The organism is Clavibacter michiganensis (assembly GCF_002151125.1).
GTDB lineage: Bacteria > Actinomycetota > Actinomycetes > Actinomycetales > Microbacteriaceae > Clavibacter > Clavibacter michiganensis_C.
Genome location: NZ_MDJZ01000015.1, coordinates 255,010 through 281,115, shown reverse-complemented (window position 1 = coordinate 281,115; position 26,106 = coordinate 255,010). Strand labels below are relative to the sequence as shown.

The 26,106-nt window shown below is 74.1% G+C and carries 27 protein-coding genes and 1 tRNA gene; 5 read left to right on the top strand and 23 right to left on the bottom strand.

Annotated elements, in window-relative coordinates:
- Positions 1–21 precede the first annotated feature (21 nt).
- Positions 22–588 (bottom strand): YceI family protein, encoded by a 567-nt coding sequence (locus BFL37_RS09120; RefSeq protein WP_053774392.1) that lies wholly within the window; start codon positions 586–588, stop codon positions 22–24.
- 153 nt (positions 589–741) lie between these two features.
- On the opposite strand from BFL37_RS09120, the gene BFL37_RS09115 reads away from it, so the two are divergent.
- Positions 742–1,719, top strand: coding sequence for an NAD(P)H-quinone oxidoreductase (locus BFL37_RS09115; protein ID WP_086514798.1), 978 nt, complete (start codon positions 742–744; stop codon positions 1,717–1,719).
- On the opposite strand, the gene BFL37_RS09110 is transcribed toward BFL37_RS09115, so the two are convergent.
- Genes BFL37_RS09110 through BFL37_RS09100 form a run of 3 tightly spaced genes read right to left on the bottom strand, consistent with a single transcriptional unit; the run spans position 1,716 to position 4,941 of the window.
- Positions 1,716–3,197, bottom strand: a complete 1,482-nt coding sequence (locus BFL37_RS09110; RefSeq protein ID WP_241533928.1) for an MFS transporter — start codon at positions 3,195–3,197, stop codon at positions 1,716–1,718. The two genes, BFL37_RS09115 and BFL37_RS09110, sit on opposite strands and share 4 nt — an antisense overlap.
- 30 nt (positions 3,198–3,227) lie before the next feature.
- A complete protein-coding gene (locus BFL37_RS09105) occupies positions 3,228–3,962 on the bottom strand; it encodes an esterase/lipase family protein (protein ID WP_086514797.1) in 735 nt (244 codons plus the stop codon).
- A gap of 58 nt (positions 3,963–4,020) precedes the next feature.
- On the bottom strand, positions 4,021–4,941 hold the full coding sequence (locus BFL37_RS09100; RefSeq protein WP_086514796.1) for an alpha/beta fold hydrolase: 921 nt from the start codon (positions 4,939–4,941) through the stop codon (positions 4,021–4,023).
- Between the two features lie 84 nt (positions 4,942–5,025).
- Between BFL37_RS09100 and BFL37_RS09095 the strand changes: the two genes are divergently transcribed.
- Positions 5,026–6,147 carry a histidinol-phosphate transaminase gene (locus BFL37_RS09095; RefSeq protein ID WP_086514795.1) on the top strand — a complete coding sequence of 374 codons (1,122 nt, stop codon included), beginning with the start codon at positions 5,026–5,028 and terminating at the stop codon, positions 6,145–6,147.
- 33 nt (positions 6,148–6,180) lie between these two features.
- On the opposite strand, the gene BFL37_RS09090 is transcribed toward BFL37_RS09095, so the two are convergent.
- Both BFL37_RS09090 and BFL37_RS09085 read right to left on the bottom strand, forming a co-directional pair.
- Positions 6,181–7,116, bottom strand: a complete 936-nt coding sequence (locus BFL37_RS09090; protein WP_086514794.1) for an SDR family NAD(P)-dependent oxidoreductase — start codon at positions 7,114–7,116, stop codon at positions 6,181–6,183.
- A complete protein-coding gene (locus BFL37_RS09085; protein WP_086514793.1) occupies positions 7,113–9,653 on the bottom strand; it encodes a DEAD/DEAH box helicase in 2,541 nt (846 codons plus the stop codon). The genes BFL37_RS09090 and BFL37_RS09085 overlap by 4 nt, the downstream gene beginning before the upstream one ends.
- An 87-nt stretch (positions 9,654–9,740) precedes the next feature.
- Here BFL37_RS09085 and BFL37_RS09080 point away from each other — a divergent pair, with 87 nt between their 5' ends.
- Positions 9,741–10,004: a hypothetical protein gene (locus tag BFL37_RS09080; RefSeq protein ID WP_086514792.1), complete on the top strand. Its 264-nt coding sequence runs from the start codon at positions 9,741–9,743 to the stop codon at positions 10,002–10,004.
- Positions 10,005–10,075: 71 nt separating this feature from the next.
- Positions 10,076–11,599, top strand: coding sequence for an SDR family oxidoreductase (locus tag BFL37_RS09075; RefSeq protein ID WP_172403776.1), 1,524 nt, complete (start codon positions 10,076–10,078; stop codon positions 11,597–11,599).
- Positions 11,600–11,673: 74 nt separating this feature from the next.
- Here the strand turns inward: BFL37_RS09075 and BFL37_RS09070 are convergent, their stop codons facing one another.
- The 17 genes from BFL37_RS09070 to rplU all read right to left on the bottom strand — a co-directional run bounded on the left by BFL37_RS09070 (position 11,674) and on the right by rplU (position 25,449).
- Complete coding sequence (locus BFL37_RS09070) at positions 11,674–11,946, bottom strand: HPr family phosphocarrier protein (RefSeq protein ID WP_086514791.1); 273 nt, start codon at positions 11,944–11,946, stop codon at positions 11,674–11,676.
- Between the two features lie 56 nt (positions 11,947–12,002).
- Positions 12,003–14,054 (bottom strand): PTS fructose transporter subunit IIABC, encoded by a 2,052-nt coding sequence (locus tag BFL37_RS09065; protein ID WP_086514790.1) that lies wholly within the window; start codon positions 14,052–14,054, stop codon positions 12,003–12,005.
- A 22-nt stretch (positions 14,055–14,076) separates the two neighbouring features.
- On the bottom strand, positions 14,077–15,048 hold the full coding sequence (locus tag BFL37_RS09060) for a 1-phosphofructokinase family hexose kinase (RefSeq protein ID WP_086514789.1): 972 nt from the start codon (positions 15,046–15,048) through the stop codon (positions 14,077–14,079).
- Positions 15,045–15,833, bottom strand: a complete 789-nt coding sequence (locus BFL37_RS09055) for a DeoR/GlpR family DNA-binding transcription regulator (protein ID WP_086514788.1) — start codon at positions 15,831–15,833, stop codon at positions 15,045–15,047. Before BFL37_RS09055 ends, BFL37_RS09060 begins: the two co-directional genes overlap by 4 nt.
- A gap of 135 nt (positions 15,834–15,968) precedes the next feature.
- Positions 15,969–16,988, bottom strand: a complete 1,020-nt coding sequence (locus tag BFL37_RS09050; RefSeq protein WP_086514787.1) for a GDSL-type esterase/lipase family protein — start codon at positions 16,986–16,988, stop codon at positions 15,969–15,971.
- 41 nt (positions 16,989–17,029) lie between these two features.
- Positions 17,030–17,353, bottom strand: coding sequence for a hypothetical protein (locus BFL37_RS09045; protein WP_086514786.1), 324 nt, complete (start codon positions 17,351–17,353; stop codon positions 17,030–17,032).
- 153 nt (positions 17,354–17,506) lie between these two features.
- Positions 17,507–17,579, bottom strand: a tRNA-Ala gene (locus tag BFL37_RS09040).
- Between the two features lie 101 nt (positions 17,580–17,680).
- Positions 17,681–18,091, bottom strand: coding sequence for a zf-TFIIB domain-containing protein (locus BFL37_RS09035; protein WP_086514785.1), 411 nt, complete (start codon positions 18,089–18,091; stop codon positions 17,681–17,683).
- 31 nt (positions 18,092–18,122) lie between these two features.
- On the bottom strand, positions 18,123–18,500 hold the full coding sequence (rsfS, locus tag BFL37_RS09030; RefSeq protein ID WP_086514784.1) for a ribosome silencing factor: 378 nt from the start codon (positions 18,498–18,500) through the stop codon (positions 18,123–18,125).
- A gap of 38 nt (positions 18,501–18,538) precedes the next feature.
- Entirely contained in the window at positions 18,539–20,107 is a 1,569-nt protein-coding gene (locus BFL37_RS09025) for a hypothetical protein (RefSeq protein ID WP_086514783.1), read from the bottom strand.
- Entirely contained in the window at positions 20,104–20,706 is a 603-nt protein-coding gene (gene nadD / locus BFL37_RS09020; RefSeq protein WP_086514782.1) for a nicotinate-nucleotide adenylyltransferase, read from the bottom strand. The genes BFL37_RS09025 and nadD overlap by 4 nt, the downstream gene beginning before the upstream one ends.
- 17 nt (positions 20,707–20,723) lie before the next feature.
- Positions 20,724–20,939: a hypothetical protein gene (locus BFL37_RS09015; protein WP_086514781.1), complete on the bottom strand. Its 216-nt coding sequence runs from the start codon at positions 20,937–20,939 to the stop codon at positions 20,724–20,726.
- A gap of 100 nt (positions 20,940–21,039) precedes the next feature.
- Positions 21,040–22,359: a glutamate-5-semialdehyde dehydrogenase gene (locus BFL37_RS09010; RefSeq protein ID WP_241533927.1), complete on the bottom strand. Its 1,320-nt coding sequence runs from the start codon at positions 22,357–22,359 to the stop codon at positions 21,040–21,042.
- 60 nt (positions 22,360–22,419) lie between these two features.
- Positions 22,420–23,199 carry a glutamate 5-kinase gene (proB, locus tag BFL37_RS09005; protein ID WP_086514780.1) on the bottom strand — a complete coding sequence of 260 codons (780 nt, stop codon included), beginning with the start codon at positions 23,197–23,199 and terminating at the stop codon, positions 22,420–22,422.
- Between the two features lie 3 nt (positions 23,200–23,202).
- The gene (gene obgE, locus BFL37_RS09000) at positions 23,203–24,741 is read right to left on the bottom strand and encodes a GTPase ObgE (RefSeq protein ID WP_086514779.1); all 1,539 of its coding nucleotides are present in this window, start codon (positions 24,739–24,741) and stop codon (positions 23,203–23,205) included.
- A 119-nt stretch (positions 24,742–24,860) separates the two neighbouring features.
- Positions 24,861–25,115 (bottom strand): 50S ribosomal protein L27, encoded by a 255-nt coding sequence (gene rpmA, locus BFL37_RS08995; RefSeq protein WP_012299161.1) that lies wholly within the window; start codon positions 25,113–25,115, stop codon positions 24,861–24,863.
- A gap of 25 nt (positions 25,116–25,140) precedes the next feature.
- Positions 25,141–25,449: a 50S ribosomal protein L21 gene (rplU, locus tag BFL37_RS08990; RefSeq protein ID WP_012038175.1), complete on the bottom strand. Its 309-nt coding sequence runs from the start codon at positions 25,447–25,449 to the stop codon at positions 25,141–25,143.
- Between the two features lie 299 nt (positions 25,450–25,748).
- Between rplU and BFL37_RS08985 the strand changes: the two genes are divergently transcribed.
- Positions 25,749–26,045, top strand: a complete 297-nt coding sequence (locus tag BFL37_RS08985) for a DUF4031 domain-containing protein (protein WP_086514778.1) — start codon at positions 25,749–25,751, stop codon at positions 26,043–26,045.
- The last annotated feature ends 61 nt before the right edge of the window (positions 26,046–26,106 follow it).

The window sequence follows — 26,106 nt, the reverse complement described above, 5'->3', positions numbered from 1 at the left end:
CGGATGCCCGGCCGGTGCGCGCTAGGCCGCGGGGGTCGCGAGGACCGCCTGGATGTCGAGCGTGATGGTGACCTTGTCGCCGAGCAGCACGCCGCCGGTCTCGAGGGCCGCGTTGTAGGTCAGGCCGAAGTCCTCGCGGTTGATGACCGTGGTGGCCGTCGCGCCGAACTTGGTGTTGCCGTAGGGGTCGCCGCCGAAGCCGCCGAACTCGACGTCGAACGTGACGGGCTTGGTGACGCCGCGGACGGTGAGCTCGCCGTCGACCTTCGCGTCGCCGTCCTCCTCCACGCGCACGGCGGTGGAGACGAAGTCGATGGTGGGGTGGTTCTCGGCGTCGAAGAAGTCGTTCGTGCGGAGGTGCTGGTCGCGGTTCGGCTCGTTGGTGTCGATCGAGGCGATGGTCGCGTGGGCCTTCACGGAGCTCTGCTCGGGGGTGGCGCCCGTGACGATCTCGGCGTCGAAGTCCTTGAACGTGCCCTTGACCTTGCTGATCATGATGTGGCGGATGCTGAAGCCGATGGAGCTGTGGGTCTTGTCGATGGTCCAGGTGCCGGCGATGTAGCCGGGGACGGTGGTGGTGTCGCTCATGTGCGTGCCTTTCCTACGGGGTCATGGGTGCGGGCCGACGGCCTCGAAGGTATGCAAGCGCATGGACCTGGGGCCTATTCCCGAATTCAGTTGCGAGTTCATGTACTTCTGGGGCGGGCCGGGCAGCGCCGACGGCGGGCGTACCGTGGCGGGATGCGCGCGATCACCTTCCCCTCCCCCGGCTCCCCCGACGTCCTCTCCCTCACCGACCTCCCGGATCCCGTCGCAGGTCCCGGCGAGGTCCTGATCCGCGTGGCCGCCGCCGGCGTCAACCGCGCCGACCTCAGCCAGCGCGAGGGCGCGTACCCGCCGCCCGCCGGGGCGCCCACGCACCTGGGGCTCGAGGTCTCCGGCACGGTCCAGGCGGTCGGCGACGGCGCGACGCGCTGGAGCGTCGGCGACCGCGTGTGCGCCCTGCTCGCGGGCGGCGGCTACGCGGAGCTCGTCGCGGTCGACGAGCGCCACGTCCTGCCGGTCCCCGAGGGCGTCGACCTCGTCGAGGCGGCGGGGCTACCCGAGGTGGTCGCGACCGTATGGTCGAACGTCGTCCTCGACGCGGGCCTCGCGCCGGGCGAGACGCTCCTCGTGCACGGCGGGTCGAGCGGCATCGGCACCATGGCGATCCAGCTCGCCAGCCGGCTCGGCGCCCGCGTGGCCGTGACCGCGGGCAGCCCGGCCAAGCTCGCGGCGTGCCGGGCGCTCGGGGCGGACATCCTCATCGACTACCGGGAGCAGGACTTCGTGGCGGCGCTGCTCGAGGAGACCGACGGCCACGGCGCCGACGTGATCCTCGACGCGATCGGCGGCGACTACATCGACCGCGACATCCGCGCGCTCGCCCGCGACGGCCGGATCATGGTCATCGGCGCGCAGAGCGGCGCGCCCACGAGCATCGCGCTCGGCCAGCTGATGGCGCGTCGCGGCCGGATCTGGGGCACGACGCTCCGGGCCCGCGACGCTGACGACAAGGCGCGCATCGTCGCGGCGATCGGCGCCGACGTGTGGCCGGCGGTCGCCGACGGATCCGTGCGGCCGGTCGTCGACCGCGTGTTCCCGCTCGCGGAGGCGGCCGTCGCGCACGCCCACGTCGCGTCGTCGCAGCACGTGGGCAAGGTGCTGCTGGCGGTCTAGCCGCCGCCCGTCGTCGGGCTGCCGGCGGCCGTCGAGCTGCCGCCGGCCGTCGCGCCGGAGCCGTGCCGGGAGCGGATCCCGACCAGGGACACCAGCCCGCCCGCGACGAGCAGCGCCGCCGTCACGAGCACCACGCGGTGGAAGGCGGCCACGTCGAGCTCCGGGCCGGCGACCAGCCCGATCGCGGCGATGGCGACGAGCCCCGCGACGCGCGAGACGGCGTTGTTGACCGCCGAGGCGATCCCCGCCTGCGCGGAGGGCACGGCCTCGAGGATCGTCGCGGTCAGCGGCGCGACCGTCATCGAGAGGCCGAGGCCGAACACCAGGATCCCCGGGAGCAGCTGCCCCCAGTAGTCCACGGGCTCGGCGACGCGCAGCATGAGCAGGTAGCCGGCGCCCGCGACGATCGGCCCGACGCCCATGAGGAGCCGCGGCCCGATGCGCCCGGCCAGCGCGCCGAAGCGCGTCGACAGCAGGAGCATGATCACGGTGGTCGGCACGAGCGCGAAGCCCGCGGCCGTCGCGGACAGCCCGCCGGTCTGCTGCAGGAAGACCGCGATCACGAAGCCGCCGAGCGACAGCGCGCCGTAGATGCCGACCGTCGCGATGTTGCCCACGAGGAAGTCCCGCTCGCGGAAGAGCGACAGCGGCAGCATCGGGTGCGGCGTGCGCCGTTCGCGCAGCACGAAGAGCACGAGGCATGCGACGCCCACCACCAGGCTGCCGACGACGAGCGGATGCGCGGGCCCGAGCCGCGACTGCTCGATGAGCGCGAAGACGGGGCCGCCGATCCCGAGGGCGCCGAGCACCGCGCCCGGCACGTCGACGCGCGTGCCGTCGGCGACCGGCGCGTCGTGCGGCAGGCGGGCCAGGAGCACGAGGGTCACGACGATGGGCAGCACGTTGATCCCGAAGACGAGCCGCCAGTCGAGCGCGTCCACCAGGACGCCGCCGAGCACGGGGCCCACGAGCATCGCGGTGCCGGTCCAGGCCGTCCACGAGCCGATGGCCTTCGCCTGCGCGGGACCGCGGAAGGCCTGGGCGATGAGCGCCAGCGAGCTCGGCACGAGCAGCGCCCCGGCGGCGCCCTGCGCGGCGCGGGCGGCGATGAGGATCGCGGCGGTCGGCGCCACGGCGCACACCAGCGAGGTCACGCCGAAGCCCACGAGCCCCCAGCGGAGCACGCGCACGCGCCCGAACGCGTCGGACAGGGAGCCGGCCAGGAGGATCAGCGCGCCGAGGGTGATGAGGTACGCGTCCACGACCCATTGCTGCACGACGAGCCCGCCGCCGAGGTCGTCTCCGATGGCGGGCAGCGCGACGTTGACGACCGTGCCGTCGAGGAACGCGACGAAGGAGGCGAGGATCGCGACCGCGAGCACCGTGCGGCCGCGACCGTCAGCGGTGCCGTCGGGATGCCGGCCGGCGGATCGGTCCGCGTCGCCGTCCGCGTGGGACGCGGCGGCGAGATCGGGCATGTGCCCAGTATGCGCCCGGCGGGAGGCGGATCAGGCGGGCGGTGCCGCCGCGGTGCCCGCCCGGTCGATCGCGGCCTCGACCCGCCGCAGCACGTCCTCGTCGCCCATGATCCGGAAGTGGCCCGACGCCCGGACGCGCTCGTCCCTGGCGCCGTCGAGCGAGCTGCCGCCGGGGATGTGCGGGTCGAAGCGCGCGAAGACGCTCGTGATCCGCGCGTTGACCTCGCGCGACCGGCCGAGCTCCACGAGCGCGGCGTTCCGCGGTGAGAAGTCCCGGATGCTGCGGACGGGGAACAGGCGCGCGTACGAGGATCCGCCGAACGGCGTGTTGATCGCGACCATGGTCCGGATCCGCCGGTCCGGGTCGCCGAACGCCATGAGGTGCTTGCCGACGAGGCCGCCCTTGCTGTGCGCCACGATCACGACGTCGCGCAGGTCCTCCGCCTCCAGGTACGCGCGGGTCCGGCGCGACATCTCGGCGACGCGGCCCACGTTCGCGCCGAGCGCGCCGACGACGTGCACGCCGTGGCCGCGCGCGTGCAGGCGCCGGATGATCGGCAGCATGAACTGCCAGCGCTCGTACACGCCCGGCAGCACGAGGATCGTCGGCCGGTCGTCGCCCCCGTCCTGGAACGAGCGGGCCTCATCTCGGGAGAGCGTGGCGGCCGCCTGCCAGCGGAGGACGTACGCGTAGTCGAGCGCCCAGTCGAGCGCCTTCCGGAGGGCCGTCAGCGGCGGGAGGGCATCGGGTTCGGGGGCGGTCACCGCTCCATCCTGCCCGCGCGGAGGGGGCTCGGTGCCGGGAGGCGGCTCGTCGTCGACCTCAGCGGGCCCGCGCGTGCTCGACGATCGCGCGCGCCACGCCGAGGGGATCCGTGTACATCACGACGTGCGGGCCGCGGGCCACGCGGTGCGTGCCGCGCGGGAAGCGGGCGGCGAGGTCGCGGGCGAAGGCGCGGTCCACCACGGCGTCGCGGTCCCCCACGATCACGAGGGCACGGGCCCGGATCCCCGGCGCCCGCTCCTCGATCGCGTCGCCGATGAGGTGCGGGAGCTGGCGCACGTAGTACGGGATCCCGCAGCGCAGGAGGTAGTCGCCCAGCACGACCGCGTTCGCGAGCAGCGGCTCGCGGAGCATGTCGAGGGAGAGCGCCAGGGCGGCCCGCAGCAGGCCGCGCGTCCGCGGCGGCAGCGTCGGCGCGATGAGCACGATCCGGTCGGATGCTGCGGGGTGGTCCGCGGCGAGCCGCGCCACGATCTGCGCGCCCATCGAGTGGCCGACGACGACCGGATCCACCAGGCCGTGCGTCCGGACCACCTCGGCGACGACGGCCGCGTGGTCCGCGAGCGTCACGTCGCGGCGGACGCGCGGCGACTCCCCGTAGCCCGGCAGGTCGATCGCGTACACGTCGCCGTGCTCGGCGAGGAGGGCGGCGACGGGATGGAAGTAGCGCGACGAGACGCCGATCCCGTGCACGAGCACGAACGACGGCCGCGGCCCCGCGGGATCCGCCTCCGCCGGGCCGGCGGACGGGATGCGGCCCGCGTTCGCGCCCGCGGAACGGAACACCTTGATCGCGATCCGGAAGCCGAGGACGGTGCGGCGCTCGAGGTCGTGGTCGACCGGGACCGACCGCGACGCGTAGCGGCGGGAGAGCAGGAGCCACCGGGGCGGCGAGGACTCCGTGCGGTGCACGTCCCCGGGACGCCGGACGCGGGTGAGCCGGGCGAGGGGGGAGCGCATCCGATGACCCTAGCCGCCGGAGGCCGGGCGTCCGCGGTCCCGGTCGATGGGAGGATGGACTCCCGACGACGCCCGAGGAGACCCATGAGCCCCGACTGGTCCGAGACCGCCCTCGCCGACCTGCCCCTCCGCGACGGGATCCGCGGCGAGGAGCCCTACGGCGCCCCGCAGCTCGACGTGCCCGTGCTCCTCAACGTCAACGAGAACCCGTACCCGCTGCCCGAGGAGGTGGCCGTCGCCGTGAGCGAGGCCGTGCTCGAGGCCGCGCGCGGGCTGAACCGCTACCCGGACCGCGAGTTCCTCGAGCTCCGCACCGAGCTCGCCGACTACCTCACCGCCGACAGCGGGCTCGAGCTCGGACCGGAGAACGTGTGGGCGGCGAACGGATCCAACGAGGTCCTGCAGCAGGTGCTCCAGGCCTTCGGCGGCACCGACCGCGTCGCGCTCTCCTTCGCGCCGCACTACGCGATGTACCCCGAGTACGCGCGCAACACGCTCACCACGTGGGTCTCCGGGCGTCGCCAGGAGGACTTCACGCTCGACCTCGCGAACGTCACGGAGCTCGTCGAGCGGCACCAGCCGAGCGTCGTCTTCCTCACCTCGCCGAACAACCCCACCGGCACCGCGCTCACGACGCGCGAGATCGAGCACGTGCTGTCCGTGGCGCCCGGGGTCGTCGTGATCGACGAGGCGTACGCCGAGTTCCGCCGGGAGGGCGTGCCGACGGCGATCTCGCTGCTGCCGGAGAACCCGCGGCTGATCGTCTCGCGCACCATGAGCAAGGCGTTCGCGTTCGCGGGCGGTCGGCTCGGGTACCTCGCGGCGTCGCCCGCGGTCGTCGACGCGCTCCGCATCGTGCGCCTGCCGTACCACCTGTCGCGCATCACCCAGGTGAGCGCGACCGCCGCCCTCCGCCACAGCCGGGTGCTGCTCGCGCAGGTCGCGTCGCTGCGCGAGGAGCGCGACGCGCTAGTCGACTGGCTGCGCGGCCGCGGCTTCGAGGTCGCGCCGTCGGACGCCAACTTCGTGCTCTTCGGGCGGTTCGCCGACCGGCACGCGGTGTGGCAGGGCCTCCTGGACCGAGGCGTCCTGATCCGCGAGACCGGTCCCGAGGGCTGGCTGCGCGTGTCCGTCGGCACGCCGGAGGAGACGGCCGCCTTCCGCGACGCGCTCGACGACGTGCTCGGGACGCCGCGCGGCGCCTGATCCGCCCGCGGTCCGGGAACGGCGGACGCTGCGTCAGGGCCGGAAGCGGATCCCCGTGGCGTCCTCGGCGGCGGACCACAGCTGCTCGGCGACGGCCTCGGAGCGCGCGTGCTCGGCGACGAACCCGGGCGCCGGCGTGCCCTTCAGCTCGAGCGGGCCGCCGGGCCCCCAGAAGGCGCCGCCCGTGATCCCGTCGGCCGCCGCCGCGTGCGCCACCGGCCACGCGCCGGCGTCCTTGCCCTGCACGAGCACGCGCCCGGCGCCGGCGACGCCGCGTCGCACGGCCGCGGGGACCCCACCCTGTCGCGCGCCCGGATCCTGCGGCGGCGTCAGCGCGTCCACCGCGTACCCGGGGTGCGCGGAGAGCGCGACGCGGTCGGATCCCGCTGCCCGCCATCGCCGGTCGAGCTCCGCCGCGAGCATCATGCACGCGGTCTTCGACCGCCCGTAGCGCACGAGCGCCGGCATGCGGCGCTCCCCCGCGAGGTCGCCGAGGTCGAGCGGCGAGAAGCGGTGCGCGAGGGATCCCAGCATGACCACGCGTCCGCCCGCGCGCAGCCGCGGCGCGAGGCCGGCCACGAGCGCGAAGTGCCCGAGCGCGTTGACGCCCATCAGCTCCTCGAAGCCGTCGATGGTCGTCCTGCGCCGCCGGGCGCGGCCGCCCGCGGGTGTCAGCCCCGCGTTCGCGACGATCGCGTCGAGGTCCTCGCGGACGGCGGCGACGCACGCGTCCACGCTCGCGAGGCTCGCCAGGTCGAGGGCGACGACGTCCACGTCGGCTCCCGGCACCCGCGCCTGGAGCGCGCGAGCGGCGGCGTCCCCGCGCTCGGCGGATCGGCAGGCCATCAGCACGCGGGCGCCCGCGCCGGCGAGCTGCACCGAGGCCCAGAAGCCGATGCCGCCGTTGGCGCCGGTGACCAGAGCCGTGCGTCTCGCGAGGTCGGGCAGCTGCGGGGACGCGACGCTCACGAGAGCGTGCCCACGCGCGTCACGCGCACCACGGCCTCGCCGGCCTCGTTCGACGCGTCGAGGTCGACGGTCGCCTCGATCCCCCAGTCGTGGTCGCCCTCGGGGTCGTGCAGCGCCTGCCGCACGGTCCAGGCGGCCGGGCCCTCCTCGATCGCGACGAGCGCCTGGCTGCGGGCGTCGCCGTCGGTGAGGATCCGGTCGTACTCGCCGAAGTAGCCGTCGAGCGCGTCGCCCCACGCGTCCGCGTCGAAGCCCGCGGCCTGATCCAGCTCGCCGAGCGCCTGCAGGTCCTCGCGCGCGGCGAGCTGCACGCGGCGGAACATCTCGTTGCGCACCAGGATCCGGAACGCGCGCGTGTTCGAGGTGAGCAGCTTGGGCGCGGGCGGCAGCACCGGCGCGTCACCCGGGGCCGCGGTCGGGTGCGACAGCTCCTCCCACTCGTCGAGGAGGCTCGAGTCGACCTGGCGCACGAGCTCGCCGAGCCACTCGATCACGTCGAGCAGCTCCTCGGTCTTCGCCTCGTCCGGGATCGTCTGCCGGAGCGCCCGGAACGCGTCGGAGAGGTAGCGGAGCACGAGGCCCTCGGAGCGCATGAGGCCGTAGAACGAGATCAGCTCGCTGAAGCTCATCGCCCGCTCGTACATGTCGCGGACCACCGACTTGGGGCTGAGCGCGAAGTCGCCGATCCACGGCTGGCTCGCGCTGTACGTGGCGAACGACTGGTCGAGCAGCTCCTCGAGCGGCTTCGGGTGCGTGACCGACTCGAGCAGCTCCATCCGCTCGTCGTACTCGATGCCGTCGGCCTTCATCTGCTGCACGGCCTCGCCGCGGGCCTTGAACTGCTGCTGCGACAGGATCGGCCGCGGGTCGTCGAGCGTCGCCTCCACGACGCTCACCATGTCGAGCGCGTAGGTCGGCGACTCGCGGTCGAGGATCTCGAACACCGCGACCGCGAACGGCGACAGCGGCTGGTTGAGCGCGAAGTCGGCCTGCAGGTCGACCGTCAGCGTGATCCGCGTGGGGCCGCCGTCCGGGTCCTCCACCTGCTCGACGATGCCGGCCGTCCGCAGCGTGCGGTAGATGGCGAGGGCCCGGCGCGCGAGCGCGAGCTGGCGGATCCTCGGCTCGTGGTTGTCCTCGACGAGCGCGCGCATGTGGGCGAAGACGTCGCCGCCGCGCGCGATGACGTTGAGCATCATCGCGTGGCTCACCTGCATGCTCGAGGTCAGCCGCTCCGGCTCCGCGTCGATGAGCTTGCGGAAGCTCGGCTCGCCCCACGAGACGAATCCCTCGGGCGCCTTCTTGCGCACGAGCTTCCGGCGCTTCTTCACGTCGTCGCCCGCGCGCTCGAGCATCTTGATGTTCTCGGTCTCGTGCTCGGGCGCCTGCGCGACCACCGTGCCCGCGGTGTCGTAGCCGGCGCGTCCCGCGCGCCCGGCGATCTGGTGGAACTCGCGCGCGTTGAGCTGGCGCATCCGGGTGCCGTCGTACTTGGTGAGGCCCGTGAACAGCACCGTGCGGATGGGGACGTTGATCCCGACGCCCAGCGTGTCCGTCCCGCAGATGACGCGCAGCAGCCCGCGCTGCGCGAGCTGCTCGACGAGCCGCCGGTACTTCGGGAGCATGCCCGCGTGGTGCACGCCGATCCCTGCGCGCACGAGTCGCGACAGCGTCTTCCCGAACGCGGTGCTGAAGCGGAAGTCGCCGATGAGGTCGGCGATCTCGTCGCGCTGCTCGCGCGTCACGATCTTGATGCTCGAGAGCGCCTGCGCCCGCTCCAGGGCGGCGGCCTGCGCGAAGTGCACGATGTAGACGGGCGCCTGCTTCGTGTCGAGGAGCTCCTCGACGGTCTCCTGCACCGGCGTCACGGCGTAGTGGAAGAAGAGCGGCACCGGGCGCTCGATGCCCGTGATCCGCGCCGTCGGCCGGCCGGTGCGGCGCGTGAGGTCCTCGGCCAGGTCGGTCACGTCGCCGAGCGTCGCGGACATGAGCACGAACTGCGCGTGCGGGAGGAGGAGGAGCGGCACCTGCCAGGCCCAGCCGCGCTGCGGATCCGCGTAGAAGTGGAACTCGTCCATGACCACCTGGTCGACGGGCGTGTCCGCGCCGCCCCGGAGCGACCGGTTCGCGAGGATCTCGGCCGTGCAGCAGATGATCGGCGCGTCCGGGTTCACGGACGAGTCGCCGGTGACCATGCCCACCTGCGCCGCCCCGAACAGCTCCACCAGCGCGAAGAACTTCTCGGACACGAGCGCCTTGATCGGGGCCGTGTAGTACGAGCGGCGGCCGCGGGCGAGCGCCGCGAAGTGCGCGGCGACGGCGACGAGCGACTTCCCCGTGCCGGTGGGCGTCGAGAGGATGAGGTTCGCCCCGGACGCGATCTCGAGCGCCGCCTCGTCCTGCGCCGGGTACAGCTCGATCCCCTGCCCGAGCGCCCACTCGGTGAACGCGTCGTAGACGGCGTCGTCGGTCGCCCCGTCCACGGCCAGTCGGGCCGCCTCCTCGGTGAGCGTGGGGGCGAGGGCGGTGTCCGACATGATGCGTCCATCCTCCCCCACGCATCCCGCCGCGCAGTTCTCCACAGGCCGCAGGGTCCGCCGTGCGCCAGCGCGTACGGTCACCGGATGCCCTCCACCCCGCTCGACCCGCGTCCCGATCGCGCCCCGCTCGACCCCACGTCGGCACCGTCCGCGGAGACGGAGCGGACGGCATCGCACGGGGATTCCACGCCCTCCGGGGTCCCCGATCCGGAGGCCGTGCCCGTCGACCCCGAGTCGGAGCGCGCGCGCTGGCGCGACCGCCGCACCGGGCTCATCGCCCTCATCGTGGTCACGATCGCGCTCTGGGCCGTCATCGCGGCCGCGACCGGCTTCGCGACCACGATGTAGCGCGGGGCCGCCGCACCGCTCCGCCGCCCGGGAGTGCCCGGCGGCGCCCGGCAGCCCGGGTATCATCTCGTGTGCCCTCCGACGCCCTGCCCGACGACCCCGCCCGCCCCGCGGATCCCGTCACCGCCACGTCCCCCGCCGCCCCCGGGTCGGCCATCGATCCCGCCGACCTCGCGGTCGCGCTCCGCGTCCTCGGCTCGCTCGCCGACATCGACGAGGAGCACCCCGACTTCGTCGCCGTCCGCCGCGCCACCGCCTCCATGTTCAAGGAGGTGAAGAAGGCCCGCCGGCTCGAGAAGCGCGAGGCCGTCGCCAGCGCCGACCGCGCCGTCGTCGCCGCGACCGCCACCGGCGCGCCCGACCGCATCGACGACGAGACCCGCGGCATCCCGCTCGCGATCACGACCGCGAAGCCCACGGCCGGCACCCTCATCCGCTCGCGCCCCTGCTACATCTGCAAGCAGCACTACACGCAGGTCGACGCGTTCTACCACCAGCTCTGCCCGGACTGCGCGCTCCTCAACCACGCCAAGCGCGAGGCCCGCACCGACCTCACCGGCATGCGCGCGCTCCTCACGGGCGGCCGCGCCAAGATCGGCATGCACATCGCGCTGCGCCTCCTCCGCGACGGGGCGCACACCACCATCACCACGCGCTTCCCGCGCGACGCCGTCCGTCGCTTCGCCGGCCTGCCGGACGCGCACGAGTGGGTGCACCGCCTGCGCATCGTCGGCCTCGACCTCCGCGACCCGGCGCAGGTCATCGGGCTCACGGACGCGGTCGCCGCCGCGGGTCCCCTCGACATCCTCATCAACAACGCCGCGCAGACGGTGCGCCGCTCCCCCGGCTCCTACGCGCCGCTCTCCGAGGCGGAGGCGGCGCCGCTACCGGACGGCGACCTGCCCGAGCTGCTGACCTTCGGCCACACGGCCGACGCGCACCCCGCGGCCCTCGCCGCCTCGGTCGCCGCGCACCCGATCCTGTCGACCGCGACGGGCATCACGGCCGCCGAGGTCACCGAGCTGGCCATGACGGCCGGGTCCTCCTCGCTCGCGCGCCTCGCCGCGGGCACCGCGATCGACGCGGGCGGCCTCGTGCCCGACCTGCACGACGCGAACAGCTGGACGCAGGTGGTGCACGAGGTGGATCCGCTCGAGATGCTCGAGGTCCAGCTCGCCAACGTCACGGCCCCGTTCCTGCTCGTCAGCCGGCTGCGTCCCGCGATGGCCGCGTCCGCGTCCCGCCGGAAGTACGTCGTGAACGTCAGCGCCATGGAGGGCCAGTTCGCCCGCGCCTACAAGGGCCCGGGCCACCCGCACACGAACATGGCGAAGGCGGCGCTCAACATGATGACCCGCACGTCGGCGCGCGAGATGCGCGAGACCGACGGCATCCTCATGACGAGCGTCGACACCGGCTGGATCACCGACGAGCGGCCGCACCCCACGAAGGTCCGCCTCGCGGAGGAGGGCTTCCACGCGCCGCTCGACCTGGTGGACGGCGCCGCGCGCGTCTACGACCCCATCGTCATGGGCCAGGCCGGCGAGGACATCTCGGGCGTCTTCCTCAAGGACTACCGCGTCGCCGAGTGGTGACGACGCGCGCCACCTGAGACGACGAGGGGCCCGGACCCGCATGGCGGTGTCCGGGCCCCTCGTCGTGCGTGCGGCTACTCGACGGCGTCGAGGTCGCTCTCGAGCAGCGCCGCCAGCTCGTCGAGCGCGGCGTCCGCGCCATCGCCCTCGGCGGTGAGCACGACCTGGTCGCCGTTGGCGGCGCCGAGGCTCATGAGCGACAGGATGCTCGTCGCGTCGAGCGGCGTGCCGCCCGGCTTGCTGATCTTCACCGGCACGCCCGTGCGGCGCACGGCCTCGATGAAGAGGGATGCGGGTCGGGCGTGCAGGCCCACGCGGCTGCCGATGGTGGCGGTGCGCTCGGTCATGGACGTTCTCCTTCTGGTGGTGCGGATGGGACGGGCGGGATCAGGCGGGCGCGGGATCAGGCCGCGACGGGGACGCCCTGGTCGACGGACTCCGTCGCGGCCGCCTCGGGTCGCTTCGTCGTGAAGCGCTTGAGGAGGACCACGAGGAACGCGGAGATGACCGCGCCGACCGCGACCGACGCGAGGAACCCGAGGAACGTGCCGTTCATGGCGAAGAGCACGAACACGCCGCCGTGCGGGGCCTGCGAGACGACGCCGAGCCCCATCACCATGGCGCCCGTGACGGCTCCGCCGACGATGCTCGCCGGGATGACGCGCAGCGGGTCGACGGCCGCGAACGGGATGGCGCCCTCGGAGATGAAGGCGGCGCCGAGGAGCCACGCGGCCTTGCCGTTCTCGCGCTCGGCCGGGCTGAACAGGCGGCGGTCGATGACGGTGGAGGCGAGCGCGAGGGCGAGCGGCGGCACCATGCCGGCGGCCATGACCGCGGCCATGATCGCCCACGGGGCCTGGTTGTCGAGGGATCCGGCGCCGAGGCCGGCGACCGCGAACGAGTACGCGACCTTGTTGATGGGGCCGCCGAGGTCGATGCACATCATGACTCCGAGGATGATGCCGAGCAGGATCGCCGACGCGCCCGTGAGACCAGACAGGAAGTCGTTGAGGCCGCGCGTGAGCGCCGCGATGGGTCCGCCGAGCACCATGACCATGAGGCCGGACGCGACGATCGAGGCGAGCAGCGGGATGATCACGACGGGCATGAGGCCGCGCAGCCAGCGCGGCACGTCGATGCGGCCGATGGCGTAGGCGATGCCGCCGGCGAGGAGGCCGCCCACCAGGCCGCCGAGGAAGCCGGCGCCCATGATGACGGACACGGATCCGGCGACGAACCCGGGCGCGATGCCCGGCCGGTCGGCGATCGCGTAGGCGATGTAGCCCGCGAGGGCCGGCACGAGGAACGCCATGGACGCGTTGCCGATGACGAACGCGACCGCGCCGAGGTACTGCAGGAGGCCGCCGTCGGGCAGGTTCGCCAGCGAGTTCTGCAGCACCACGTCGGAGGCGGTCTCGGTGATCCGGTACCCGCCGAGCAGGAAGCCGAGCGCGATGAGGAGCCCGCCGCCCGCGACGAACGGGATCATGTAGCTGACGCCCGTGAGCAGCCAGCGCTTGAGGCGCGCGCCCACCGACTGCGACGCCTGCGGGGAGGCCTGCTCGGATCCGGCGGACGACGAGGCGCCGCCGGGGACGCGCGCGGCGCCCGGGTCCTTCGCGGCGGCCACGGCCTCGGCGACCATCTGGTCGGGCTGGTCGATGCCGCGCTTGACGGGCGACTGGATGACGGGCTTGCCGGCGAAGCGCGCGCGGTCGCGGACGTCCACGTCGACCGCGAAGATGACGGCCGTGGCGCGCGCGATGATGGCGGGGTCGACGGGCGTGACGGAGGAGGATCCCTGCGTCTCGACGTGCAGCTCGACGCCCGCGCGCTTGGCCGCGGCCACGAGCGAGTCGGCCGCCATGTAGGTGTGCGCGATCCCGGTGGGGCACGCGGTGACGGCGATGAGCACCGGCGCGTCGGCGGCGGGGGCCGCCGTCGGGGCGGAGGACGGTTCCGCGGGAGCCGACGCGGCCGGAGCGCCCGTCGAGGACGCGGGCTCGTCCACGAGCGCGCCCTCCACCAGCGAGACGACCTGGTCCTCGTCGGTGGCGGAGCGCAGCGCCTCGACGAACTCGGGCTTGATGAGCGAGCGGGCGAGGCGCGACAGCAGCACGAGGTGCTCCTGGTCGGCGCCGTCCGGCGCGGCGATGAAGAAGACGAGGTCGGCCGGTCCGTCCGGCGCGCCGAAGTCGACGGTCGGCGCGGGGCGCGCCATGACCAGCGTGGCCTCGGTCACCGCCGCGGAGCGGCAGTGCGGGATGGCGAGCCCGCCGCCCATGCCGGTCGCGGTCTTGGACTCGCGCTCCCAGGCGTCGGCGAAGAGGGCGTCGGCGTCGGTGGCGCGGCCCTCGGCGACCACGCGCTCGGCCAGCGTGCGGACGGCGTGCTCGCGGTCGGCGCCGAGGTCGGCGTCGAGGAGCACGAGGCGGTTCGTGATGAGCGATGGCATGTTCTTCTCCAGGTGGGGCGGGTCAGCGATCGGCGGCGATCGGGAGGAGCGGCTGGACGGTGACGCTGTCCGGCCGGGTCTGGTCGGGGGACGGCATGGTGCTGCCGGGGAGGCTCGCGGCGGCGGATCCGTGGGCGACGGCCTGCGCCAGCCGCCCCTCGGGTCCGGATCCGCGGTGGTCGGCGAGCAGGTAGCCCGCGAGCGAGGAGTCGCCCGCGCCCACGGTGCTCACCGGCACGATCGGGGGCATGGTGGCGAGCCACCCGCCCTCGGCCGTGGTGAGGACGGCCCCACGCGCGCCGAGGGTCGCGAGGACCGCCCGGCAGCCGCGGGACACGAGGGAGCGGGATGCGTCGTGGGCGAGCCGGGGGTCCGCCTCCAGCGCATCCGGGTCGTCGAGGCCGACGAGCTCCGCGAGCTCCTCGGCGTTGGGCTTGACGAGGTCGACGACCGCGTCGGACGCGACGAGCGCCGCCATGGGCGCGCCCGACGAGTCGACGGCGATGCGCGGCGCGGCGTCCCCGAGCTCGGCTTGCACGGCCTGCACCACGCGGGCGTGGAAGTCGTCGTCGAGCCCGGGGGGCAGCGAACCGGCGAGCACGAGCCAGCTGGCCGCGCGTGCGTGGCGGATGACGAGCGCGACGAGCGCGTCGGCCTCCGCGGGCGTGAGCACGGGCCCCGGCTCGTTGACCTTCGTGGTCGTGCCGTCGGGCTCCGTGAGCGTGACGTTCTGCCGCACGCGCCCCGTGATGTCGAGCTGGTCCAGCGGGATCCGCTCGGCGGCCAGCGCCACGAGCATCGGGTCGTCGAGGCGGCCGGGCAGCAGGGCGATCGTGTCGAGGCCGGAGGCGATCAGCGCGCGCGAGACGTTGACGCCCTTGCCGCCGGGCTGCTCCGCGACGCCGCGGGCACGCTGCACGGCTCCGCGCGCGAGGGCGCCGGCGAGGTCGATGGTGCGGTCGAGGCTCGGGTTGGCGGTGAGGGTGAGGATCACGCGACCATCACCTCCACCTCGGCGGCGTCGAGCGCCTCGGCCAGCGGGCCGTCGGGCGCGGCGTCGGTGACGAGCGCGTCGAGGTCGTCGAGGGCCGCGAAGCCGACGAGCGCCTCCTCCCCCGCCTTCGACGCGTCGACGAGCGCTACGGCGCGTCGGGATCCTCGGGTCAACGCGGTCTTCACGGCCGCCTCCTCTTCGTCGGGGGTGCTGAGGCCGAACTCCGCGTGGATCCCGTTCGCGCCGATGAAGGCGATGTCGGGACGCAGCCGCGCGAGCTGGCCGAGGGTCGCGGGGCCGACGGCCGCGCTCGTGATGCCGCGGACGCGTCCCCCGAGCAGCTGCACCTCGACCGCGGGGTTCCGGCTGACGGTCTGCGCCACGGCCATGGAGTGCGTGACGACGACGAGCGTGCGGCCGGGCACGTCGGGACGCCATGCGGCGACGCGCTCGGCGACCAGCCCCGTGGTCGTGCCGGCGTCGAGCGCGATGGATCCCGCGAAGCTGGCGGGCAGGAAGGCCATGGCCGCGTCGGCGATGCGCGCCTTGGCCGCCGTGTTGCGGGCACCGCGCGTGTCGAGGCTCTCCTCGGCGCGCGTGGACCGGTCGGCCATGACCGCGCCGCCGTGGACCCGGCGCAGGACGCCGCGTCCCTCGAGCTGGGCGAGGTCCCGCCGGACCGTCTCGGTCGTCACGTCGAAGTCGCGGGCCAGGTCGACGACCGCCACGCGGCCGGTGCGCTCGAGGAGGGCGACCACCCTGTCCTGGCGCTCTTCCGCGTACATGGGCGGTCTCCTTCGACTCCGTGGGGCACGTGCGCCTCGCGTCCTCGCACTGTAGCCCGCATCGGAGCGGAAGGCAACACGAACCCACACGAAACCACACGAACGCAGGCGCGCCGAGGCGGAGGGCGGATCGGGTCAGCGGTCGAGCGCCGACGCCTCCTCGCGGAGCACGTCCGCGAGGACGTCCGCCTCCCAGGCGAGCCCCGCCGCGTTTGGGTGGAGGGGCACGGCCCCCGCGGTGCCGCCGAGGCCCGCGACGTACGGATCCCCCACGTCGCCGACGCAGGAGCCGTGCGCGGCCGTCGGGGTCGCCTGGTCGACGAACCGGGCGTCCGCGTCCGCGGCGGCCCGGGCGATCGCGTCGTCGAGCTCGCGCTGGATCCCGGCGAGCCACACCGCGTCGCGGTCGGTGAGGAGCACCTGGCCGTTGACCTCCGAGGACGCCGTGGCCCGCAGGCAGCCCTCCGCGGGCAGGGCGTCGGGGTCGCCGAGCACGCTGAGGTAGCCGAGTGCGACGATGCGGGCCTCGGGGGCCGCGGCCCGGATCCCGGCGAAGGCCTCGCCGAGGCGCGTCGCCACCTCCCCGTCGATGCGCGCGCGGACGGCGTCGGTGCCGCCCGCGGGCGCCAGCGCGTCCACGCAGGTCGCGGGACCGGCGGCGACGGGACCCTCCGGATCCCGTGCCAGGCACCCGCCGACGAGCGCGGGGAAGCCGAGGTCGTTGCCGCCGAGGCGCACGAGGACGACGTCGGCGCCGTCGGCCAGCGCGTCGAGCTGCGCGGGCACGGTCTGCCCGCCGCGCTCGCTCGACGCGACGAGATCCGCCGTCGTGGCGCCGTCGCAGGCCGCGTCGACGAGCTCCGCGCCGACCTGCGCCGCCGCGACGCGCACCGAGGACGCGGCCGTGCGTCCGCACGCGCCCGGGTCACCGGGCACCGGGTCGGCGGGTCCCGTGCCCGTCGAGTAGGAGTCGCCGAGCGACACGACGCGCAGCGGGGTCGCCGGCGTCGTCGGCGCGACGGGATCCGGGGCCGCGCAGGCGGTGAGACCCAGGAGGAGGCCGGTGACCGCGACGGCGAGGGCGGTCGCGCGGAGGCGGGCCGGCGACGCCGACGGGATCCGCGGGCTCGGACGGGAGGCGGGGTGGCGGGGCATCCCGTCGACCCTACGCGCGGGTGGCTCCGGGTCGGCCCGGATCAGTCCTCGGCGGTGCGCTGGCGCGCGTAGACGACGGCGGCGACGATCAGGCCGACGACGAGCCCGGCGGCCAGCGGGAAGAGGAAGCCGCCCGGGCCGATCTGCGTCACGACGCTGCCGTGGTCGATGCGGGTGTCGACGACGCCCGGTACGTCCAGTCCGGGGTAGCCCTCGGTCCCCTGGGCGAACGAGGTGATGAGGAGCGTCACGATGACGGCCGCGCCGACCACGAACGCCGACAGGAAGCCGAGCACCGCGGAACCGACCACCGACGTGCGGTGCGGGTCGGTGGTGTGCGTCCGGTGCAGGGTGGCGTGCGACATTGTGGAGCTCCAGGGGTCGATGACCTGTGCCACGGTACCCGCGTCCTCCGAATGGAGGACAGTCCCCCGATCGGGGAGCCCGACGTGCCGCCCTCAGCGCCGTCGCAATGAGAAGAGCCCCGCCCCTCCGTGAGGAGGAGCGGGGCTCGAGGGTGGATCTGAGGGGATTCGAACCCCTGACCCCCTGCATGCCATGCAGGTGCGCTACCAACTGCGCCACAGACCCGTGATCCGCTTCCCTGCGGAAGCGACTCGTCTACATTACTACACATTCCGACCGCCCCATGACCAGGGCATCCTCGTCGGTTGTCGACCGGCGGCGTCGCCTCAGTCGAAGAGCTCGCTCAGCCAGCTCTCCTTCTTGCGGCGCTTCCCGCCGTACCCGTCGCCCTGTCCGTACCCGCCCGCTGCCGGGTACCCGGAGGCGCCCCGGTCGCGCCCGTCGCGCGATCCGTACGACCGGTCTCGATCGTCATCCCGGCGACGATCCTCGTCACGGCGACGGTCGTCGTCCCAGCGGCGGTCGTCGCGCCCGGGATCCGGGTATCCGCCGAGCGGCGCGGCCGGGGCGGTCGCGGCGGCCGCCGGTGCGGGTCGCGTCTCCTGCTCCGCGCGGTCGAGGATCTTGTCGAGCTCGCCGCGGTCGAGCCACACTCCGCGGCAGTCGGGGCAGTAGTCGATCTCGACGCCGCTGCGCTCGCTCATCACGAGGGTCGCGGAGTCGTTGGGGCACTTCATGCGGGCTCCTCGTGCGTCGGGTGCGGGACGATCAGGATGCGGAGGTGGTCGGCTCGATCTCGAGGGCGACGACCGGGCAGTCCTTCCAGAGGCGCTCCAGCGAGTAGTACATGCGGTCCTCCTCGGTGAAGACGTGGGCGACGACGTCGCCGAAGTCGAGGAGGATCCAGCGTCCCTCGCTCTTCCCCTCGCGGCGCAGCGGCTTGGCGCCCGCCTCGATCATCTTGTCCTCGATCTCGTCGGCCACCGCCTGCGCGTTCCGCTCGTTGCGAGCCGAGGCGATGAGGAAGACGTCGGTGAGGGGCAGGGGCCCGGAGACGTCGAGCGCCACCAGGTCGATGGCCTGCTTGGAGTCGGCGGCGGAGGCGGCGACCTTGAGCAGGTCGAGGGCGCGGGGAGAAGCGGTCACAGAGTCCTTCCGGGACGGGTGGGGTGGTGCATCAGCGATCAGAATACATTCGTCATGAACGCGACGATGACGAGGCCGGCGCCGATGACGGCCACCCCGCCTGCCGTGACGGCCGCCACGACGGGCGCGGTGAAGCGCTTGCGGGGCGGCGGCTGCACGACGGCGCGCGTGGAGGTGTGGGTGCTGACGGCGCGGCTGGCGCGCACGGGCTCCGAGTCGGATCCGGCGTGGGCGTGGTCGTGGTCGTCGCCCTGCTCGAGGATCCGGTCCATGTCGGCCGTGTCGAAGCGGTCCGGGTGCGTGCCCATGGAGCCGAGGCTGCGGGGCAGGTCGATGGACCCCGTGATGATGATCTCGCCCGTGCTGTTCAGCGCCTGCTGCATGTCGCCCGCGTGCGGGACGGTAGGGAGGATGAAGTGGTTGCCGGTGTGCGGCTGGTCCTCGTCGACCTGGTCCTGCACCGACCAGTGACCGGTCGGCGGCGTGAACGGCGCGCGGGCGTCAGGCGTGCTGGCCTCGGGCGCGGACGGGGACGAGACCGCCGGGGCGTCCGGCTCGGCGGTCTCGTCGCGCGCGCCGGCGACGTCGAGGCCCTCGGCGGCTGCCGCGGATGCGCGCGTGCCGAACGCGGGCTCGAGCGAGGGCCCGGTGATCCACGGGGTCGGCTCGAGGACGGGTGCGGGACGCGGATCCTCGTCGCGGCTCGGCACGTGGGCCGCCAGCGGCGGGACGGTCGGCTGCTCGCCCGAGGCGTCGACGTCGCGACCGGCGGCGTCGCCCGTGGGGACGATCGGCGCGAAGGGCCAGGCCGACGGCGTCCGGGCGGAGGAGTCCTGCGGGGCCGCGGCAGGGGCGGCGGTGACGGGCGCGTCCTCGGCGACGGCGGGCGTCTCCGCCTCGGCCTGTGCGTCCTCACGCGTCTCGGGCTGCTCGGGAGCGTCCGCCGGCACGGAACGGCGGTACGCGCTCCCGTAGGGAGCACGGGGGCGCGGCGTGGCACGGGATCCACGGCCGTAGCGGACGTACGGCGGGACGGAGGTGTCGGATGACGCCGGAGGCGCGTCGTCGACGGCCGCGGCCGCGGCCGCACGGTCGTCGGCGGCCGGCGCCGACGTCGGCTCGGGAGAGGCCGCCGGCTCCTGCGGGTCCTCGTGCTCGGAGCCGCGCTGCTGGCGGGCGGCCTCCTCGGCCTCGCGGATGGCGCGGAGCTGGCGGCGGGTGAGCACGCCGCCCGACAGGAGGATGGCCGAGGTGTCGGGGCCGACGCCGGGGGCGGTGAGCGGAGCGGCCTCGGGGGTGGGCGTCTCCTCGGCCGTGGGCTCGGATCCCTCGTCGTCGGGCGATGCCGGGTTCCCGGACCGGTCCTCCGACGGAGCGGACCCGGCGTCCGTCGCGGACTGGCCCTCCGACCGTCCGGCGTCCGCGCCGTCCTCGACGGGCGCCGTCTCCTCGACCGGGGCGTCGCCCGCCTCGTCGATGCCGAGCTCACGGGCGCGGGCGCGCTCGGCCGCACGCATCTCGCGGCGGCTGAGGCCGAGCGTCGCGGGAGCGGGACCGTCGTCGAACGAGGTCGGCCCGGTGTCGGGCGCGTCGTGGGAGGGGGTCATTGCGGGCTCCGATACAGGTGGTGCTTGGAGATGTACTGGACGACTCCGTCGGGGACGAGGTACCACACGGGGAAACCGCGTCCGACTCGGCTCCGGCAGTCGGTCGACGAGATCGCCAGCGCCGGGACCTCCAGCAATCTTACGTCGGCGTGCGGGAGGCCGCTCTCGGTGAGGTCGTGCCCCGGCCGGGTGACGGCGACGAAGTGCGCCAGGTCCCACAGCTCCGCGACGTCCTTCCAGCCGAGGATCTGCTGGATCGCGTCCGCGCCCGTGATGAAGAACAGCTCCGCGTCCGGGTGCGTGCGCCGGATGTCGCGGAGCGTGTCGATCGTGTAGGTGGTGCCCGCCCGGTCGATGTCGACGCGGCTGACGGTGAAGCGGGGGTTGGCCGCTGTCGCGATCACGGTCATCAGGTAGCGGTGCTCGCCGTCCGTGACCGTCTGCTTCTGCCACGGCTGCCCCGTGGGGACGAAGACCACCTCGTCGAGCTGGAGGTGCTGCTGGACCTCGCTCGCGGCGACGAGGTGCCCGTTGTGGATGGGGTCGAACGTGCCGCCCATGACCCCGATGCGGAGGCGCGGGGTCGCGGCTGTCGTCATGTGGCGGGTGCTCGCGCTCAGTGCGTGGAGTCGGCGGTGCCGTGGCCCTGCTCGGCGACGGGGGGCTTGCCCCACTTCTCCGAGTGGCGGTTGCTCACGTCGCGGAAGCTGAACATCACGACGCCGAGCGCGATGAACGCGACCGCCGCGACGCCCGGGAACACCCAGAGGGGCGCGGCGAGCTCCATGGCGTGCTCGGTGTCGGCGAGGATGGTCGTGGTCAGCGCGTGCATGGGGTCTCCGTTCGTGGCACGCCCCGTCGAGCGGAGGCGGCGCCTGCAATCCTACCGGCGGCCCCCCCGCGCGGGGCGCACCCCGCAGCCGGGCGTGCCGTCAGCCGCGGACCTGGCCGCTCCCCCGCACGATCCACTTGGTGCTGGTCAGCTCCTGCAGGCCCATGGGACCGCGCGCGTGCAGCTTCTGCGTGGAGATGCCGACCTCGGCGCCGAAGCCGAACTCCGATCCGTCCGTGAAGCGCGTGGACGCGTTGACCATGACCACGGCCGAGTCCACGGCGGAGAGGAACCTCTCGGCCACGGCGAGGTCACCTGTGACGATGGACTCGGTGTGGTGCGTCGACCACCGGGCGATGTGCGCGATCGCGTCCTCCACGCGGTCGACGACGCGCACCGCGACGTCGAGCGACAGGTACTCGGCTGCCCAGTCCTCGTGGGTCGCGGGCACGGCCTCGGGCCACAGGTCCCGGACCGCGGCGTCGCCGTGGACGGTCACGCCCCGGTCGCGGAGGGCGTCGAGGACGGCGGGGAGGATCCGCGGGGCGGCGTCCCGGTGCACGAGCAGCGTCTCCATCGCGTTGCACACGCTCGGGCGGCTGACCTTCGCGTCGACGGCGATGTCGACGGCCATGCGCGCGTCGGCCGATTCGTCGAGGTACACGTGGACGACGCCGGCACCGGTCTCGATGACGGGCACGGTCGACTCCTCCACCACGGTGCGGATGAGCTCGGCGGATCCGCGGGGCACGAGGACGTCGACCAGGCCGCGCGCCCGCATGAGCCGGGCGGCACCCGCGCGGCCGTGCGCGTCGACCGTCTGCACCGCGTCGGCGGGGAGGCCCGCCCGCTCGACGGCGCCGCGCATGACCTCGACGAGGACGGCGTTGGTGCGCAGGGCCGCGGATCCGCCGCGCAGGACGACGGCGTTCCCGCTCTTCAGCGCGAGCGCGGCGATGTCGACCGTGACGTTGGGGCGCGCCTCGTAGATCGCCCCGACGACGCCGAAGGGCACGCGCACCTGGGAGAGCAGCAGGCCGTTCGGCAGGGTGCGGCCACGGACGACGTGCCCGAGCGGGTCGTCGAGGCCGCGGATCCCGGTGACGGCGTCGGCCAGGGACGCCATGCGCCGGTCGTCGAGGGTCAGCCGGTCGAGGAGGCCGGCGGCCAGCCCGGAGACGCGGCCCGCCGCGAGGTCCTCGGCGTTGGCCGCGACGATGCGGTCGGCGGCGGAGACGAGGGCCGTCGCGATCGCGTCGAGCGCGGCGGCGCGCTGCCCGGACGTGCTGGCCGCGAGGGCCGTGGATGCGGCGCGGGCCGACTCGAGGATCCGCTCCAGCGCGGCATCCCGCGGCGGATCGGCTGGACGGTCAGGGGCGGCGGGCACGACGGCGGGGGCGCCGGAGGCGGTCGAGGGCATGCACGGCAGCCTAGCCAGGCCGAGGCGGCGCCCGAGTGCGACGCCGGGACGCTCGCGCGCTCAGGCGCGGGGCGCGAACCAGGTGCCCACGTGGGCGCCGGCGAGGGCCTCTGCGACCTGCGCGGTCGACGTGAGGAGGACGCCCGTGCCCGCCTCGGCGGCCAGGCGCGCGGCGGCGACCTTGGTCACCGCTCCCCCGGTACCCACCCCCGTGCCCGTGCTGCCGATCTCCACGCCCTCGAGCTCGTCCCCGAAGTCCACGTGCTCGATGCGCCGTGCGCCCGGCTCCTCGGGCGGCCGCGTGTAGAGCGCGTCCACGTCGGACAGGAGGAGCAGGAGGTCGGCGTCGACCAGGCGCGCGACGAGCGCCGCCAGCCGGTCGTTGTCGCCGAACCGGATCTCGTGCGTCGCCACGGTGTCGTTCTCGTTGACGATCGGCAGCAGCCGGAGGCCGAGGAGCCGCTCCATCGCCCGCTGCGCGTTCTCCCGGTGGTCGGGCGCGGCGAGGTCGCCGGCGGTGAGGAGCACCTGGCCGGCGACGATGCCGTAGCGGTCGAGGCTCTCCTGGTAGCGGAAGATCAGCACGCTCTGGCCGACCGCGGCGGCGGCCTGCTGCGTCGCGAGGTCCGCGGGACGGTCGTCCAGGCGGAGGAAGGGCATCCCCGTGGCGATGGCGCCCGACGAGACCAGCACGATCTCGGCGCCGCGCGCGTGGACGCCCGCGATCGCGTCCACTAGGGGCGAGATGCGGCCGGCGTTCTCCCCGCTGATGGAGGACGACCCGACCTTCACGACGATGCGCCGCGCGGACGCGATCCCGGCGCGCGAGGCCGTGCCCACCCGCTACTCCTTCTCGTCCGAGGGCGCGTCCTCGTCCGTCCCGTCCTGGTCCGCCCAGAGGCCGGCCTCGCCCTCGCGGACGAGCTCGGCGCGGGCCTCGGCCTTGGCGTCCATGCGGGCGAAGTAGTCCTCGCGACGTGCCTGGTTGGTGCGGCGGTTGACGGGATCCACGCGGGCATCCGCGCCACGGGGGCTCGTGATGAGCTCCGCGGTGGAGGTGAGGGTGGGCTCCCAGTCGAACACGACGCCGCTGCCCTCGCCGATGACGACGCTGGACCCGGCGACCGCGCCGGCCTTGAACAGGCCGTCCTCGACGCCGAGCTTCGCGAGCCGGTCGGCGAGGTAGCCCACGGCCTCGTCGTTGGTGAAGTCGGTCTGCTGCACCCAGCGCTCCGGCTTGGTGCCGAGGACGCGGTAGATGTCGCCGTAGCTGCCGCCGTCGACGCGGATGGTGAAGGGCTTCTCGTTGACGGCGCGGGGGCGCAGGACGATGCGCGGCGCCTCCGGCTCCTCGAGGGCCTTGGTGCGGGCGTCCTCCACGAGCTCGGCGAGGGCGAAGGACAGCTGGCGGAGGCCGTCGTGGCTGACCGTGGAGATGTCGAAGACGCGGTAGCCGCGGGCCTCGAGCTCCGGGCGCACGAGCTCCGCGAGCTCCTGCGCCTCCGGGACGTCGATCTTGTTGAGCGCGATGAGCTGCGGGCGCTCGAGCAACGGCACCTGGCCGGCGGGCACGGGATACGCGGCGAGCTCGGTGAGGATGATGTCGAGGTCGGAGATGGGGTCGCGTCCGGGATCCAGCGTGGCGCAGTCGAGCACGTGCAGGAGGGCCGAGCAGCGCTCCACGTGGCGGAGGAACTCGAGGCCCAGGCCCTTGCCCTCGCTCGCGCCCTCGATGAGGCCGGGCACGTCGGCCACGGTGTAGCGCGAGTCGGCGACCTCGACGACCCCGAGGTTCGGGTGCAGCGTGGTGAAGGGGTAGTCGGCGATCTTGGGCTTGGCGGCCGAGATGGCGGCGACGAGGCTCGACTTGCCCGCGGACGGGTAGCCGACGAGCGCCACGTCGGCGACGACCTTGAGCTCGAGGACGACGTCGCCCTCGTAGCCGCGCGTGCCGAGCAGGGCGAAGCCGGGGGCCTTGCGCTTCGTGGTGGCGAGGGAGGCGTTGCCGAGCCCGCCCTGGCCGGCCTCGGCGGCGACGAAGCGCATGCCGGGGGTGGCCATGTCGGCGAGCTCGTTGCCGTCGACGTCCTTGACGACGGTGCCCACGGGGACGGGGAGCTCGAGCGTCTCGCCGAGCGTGCCGTGGCGGTGGTCGCCCATGCCCGGACCGCCGTTGCGGGACGAGCGGTGCGGCCCGCGGTGGTAGGCCAGCAGCGTGGTGACCTGGGGGTCGGCGACGAGGACGATGTCCCCGCCGTTGCCGCCGTTGCCGCCGTCGGGGCCCGCGAGGGGCTTGAACTTCTCGCGGCGCACCGAGACGCAGCCGTTGCCGCCGTTTCCCGCCCGCAGGTGGAGGGTCACGGTGTCGACGAATGTCGCCATGGCTGGTGCTCGTTTCTTCTAGGGGTGTTCCCTGCGGAACGCAGACAAGGGCGGGCCGAGGCCCGCCCTTGAAGTGCTGCGCGGCAGAGCCGCAGCAGCGTCCGTGCTGTCGGCCTGCGCTAGGCCGGGACGACGATGTTGACGACCTTGCGGCCGCCCTTGACGCCGAACTCCACCGAGCCGGCGGAGAGGGCGAACAGCGTGTCGTCGCCGCCACGGCCGACGTTGACGCCGGGGTGGAAGTGCGTGCCGCGCTGGCGGACGATGATCTCGCCGGCGCCGACGACCTGGCCGCCGAAGCGCTTCACGCCGAGGCGCTGGGCGTTCGAGTCACGGCCGTTGCGGGTAGAGCTCGCGCCCTTCTTGTGTGCCATCTGCTTCTCCCTGCGTTCTTAGGTGCTAGTTGATCTCGGTGACCTGGACGCGCGTGAGGTCCTGGCGGTGCCCCTGGCGCTTCTTGTACCCGGTCTTGTTCTTGAACTTCTGGATGACGATCTTGGGACCGCGGAGGTCGTTCAGGATCTCGGCGCTGACGGTGACGTCGGCGAGCTTCGCGGCGTCCGTGGTGATGGTGTCGCCGTCGACGAGCAGGACCGCGGGGAGCACGACCTTGCCGCTCTGCTGGTTCTTGACCCGGTCCATCGTGACGATGGTCCCGACCTCGACCTTCTCCTGCCGACCGCCGGCGCGCACAACTGCGTAAACCACTTTTCCGTACCTGTTTTCTCTCGCGGGCTTGACTCACTGGGGACTTGACGCCCTGTGGCCCGAATCATTGGAGGAAGTCTGCGGCAGGCGCACGATCTCGGGGATCGGCGCATGCCAGCGACTCACGTTACCGGAACGCCGGACAGGGGTCAAACTCCGGACCCCCGGCGTCCTCGTTCGATCATACGCGAGCCGACCGCGGGACCGGCGCATGCTCTCCGGGCGCGTCGCGCGTGTCCGGTCTCCGCCGGGAGCGCCGGACGGGCCGCGGCCGGGTGCCGCCTGCCTATGCTCGCAGGATGAGCGTGCTCCTCGACCGACCCGCCTGGCCCGCCCACGGCACGCTCTGGGCGCACCTCGTGAGCGACGCCTCCCTGGAGGAGCTGCACGCCTTCGCCCGGGCCGCCGGGATCCCGGAGCGCGCCTTCGACCGCGACCACTACGACGTGCCGGAGGACCGGTACGCGGATCTGGTGGCGCGCGGCGCCGTGCCGGTCTCCAACCGCGACCTCGTGCGCCGTCTCCAGGCGAGCGGGCTGCGGGTCACCCAGCGCGAGCGAAGGTCCCCCCAGCGCCTGAGGGGGGCCCGGAAGTGACGGAGGGCCCGGAGCGTCAGCTCCGGGCCCTCCGTCGTGCGGCCGCCGCGGGGGCGGCCGG

What these genes read in the sequence shown, in the direction of transcription:
- BFL37_RS09055 (WP_086514788.1), bottom strand. Translation starts at nt 15,833, where the DNA reads ATGTACGCGGAAGAGCGCCAGGACAGGGTGGTCGCCCTCCTCGAGCGC.
- obgE (WP_086514779.1), bottom strand. Translation starts at nt 24,741, where the DNA reads ATGGCGACATTCGTCGACACCGTGACCCTCCACCTGCGGGCGGGAAAC.
- BFL37_RS09050 (WP_086514787.1), bottom strand. Translation starts at nt 16,988, where the DNA reads ATGCCCCGCCACCCCGCCTCCCGTCCGAGCCCGCGGATCCCGTCGGCG.
- BFL37_RS09015 (WP_086514781.1), bottom strand. Translation starts at nt 20,939, where the DNA reads ATGCACGCGCTGACCACGACCATCCTCGCCGACACCGAGCACGCCATG.
- BFL37_RS09120 (WP_053774392.1), bottom strand. Translation starts at nt 588, where the DNA reads ATGAGCGACACCACCACCGTCCCCGGCTACATCGCCGGCACCTGGACC.
- BFL37_RS09025 (WP_086514783.1), bottom strand. Translation starts at nt 20,107, where the DNA reads ATGACCCCCTCCCACGACGCGCCCGACACCGGGCCGACCTCGTTCGAC.
- BFL37_RS09065 (WP_086514790.1), bottom strand. Translation starts at nt 14,054, where the DNA reads ATGCCATCGCTCATCACGAACCGCCTCGTGCTCCTCGACGCCGACCTC.
- BFL37_RS09115 (WP_086514798.1), top strand. Translation starts at nt 742, where the DNA reads ATGCGCGCGATCACCTTCCCCTCCCCCGGCTCCCCCGACGTCCTCTCC.
- BFL37_RS09110 (WP_241533928.1), bottom strand. Translation starts at nt 3,197, where the DNA reads ATGCCCGATCTCGCCGCCGCGTCCCACGCGGACGGCGACGCGGACCGA.
- BFL37_RS09085 (WP_086514793.1), bottom strand. Translation starts at nt 9,653, where the DNA reads ATGTCGGACACCGCCCTCGCCCCCACGCTCACCGAGGAGGCGGCCCGA.
- BFL37_RS09045 (WP_086514786.1), bottom strand. Translation starts at nt 17,353, where the DNA reads ATGTCGCACGCCACCCTGCACCGGACGCACACCACCGACCCGCACCGC.
- BFL37_RS09035 (WP_086514785.1), bottom strand. Translation starts at nt 18,091, where the DNA reads ATGAAGTGCCCCAACGACTCCGCGACCCTCGTGATGAGCGAGCGCAGC.
- BFL37_RS09080 (WP_086514792.1), top strand. Translation starts at nt 9,741, where the DNA reads ATGCCCTCCACCCCGCTCGACCCGCGTCCCGATCGCGCCCCGCTCGAC.
- BFL37_RS09070 (WP_086514791.1), bottom strand. Translation starts at nt 11,946, where the DNA reads ATGACCGAGCGCACCGCCACCATCGGCAGCCGCGTGGGCCTGCACGCC.
- BFL37_RS09010 (WP_241533927.1), bottom strand. Translation starts at nt 22,359, where the DNA reads ATGCCCTCGACCGCCTCCGGCGCCCCCGCCGTCGTGCCCGCCGCCCCT.
- rpmA (WP_012299161.1), bottom strand. Translation starts at nt 25,115, where the DNA reads ATGGCACACAAGAAGGGCGCGAGCTCTACCCGCAACGGCCGTGACTCG.
- BFL37_RS09095 (WP_086514795.1), top strand. Translation starts at nt 5,026, where the DNA reads ATGAGCCCCGACTGGTCCGAGACCGCCCTCGCCGACCTGCCCCTCCGC.
- nadD (WP_086514782.1), bottom strand. Translation starts at nt 20,706, where the DNA reads ATGACGACAGCCGCGACCCCGCGCCTCCGCATCGGGGTCATGGGCGGC.
- BFL37_RS08985 (WP_086514778.1), top strand. Translation starts at nt 25,749, where the DNA reads ATGAGCGTGCTCCTCGACCGACCCGCCTGGCCCGCCCACGGCACGCTC.
- BFL37_RS09100 (WP_086514796.1), bottom strand. Translation starts at nt 4,941, where the DNA reads ATGCGCTCCCCCCTCGCCCGGCTCACCCGCGTCCGGCGTCCCGGGGAC.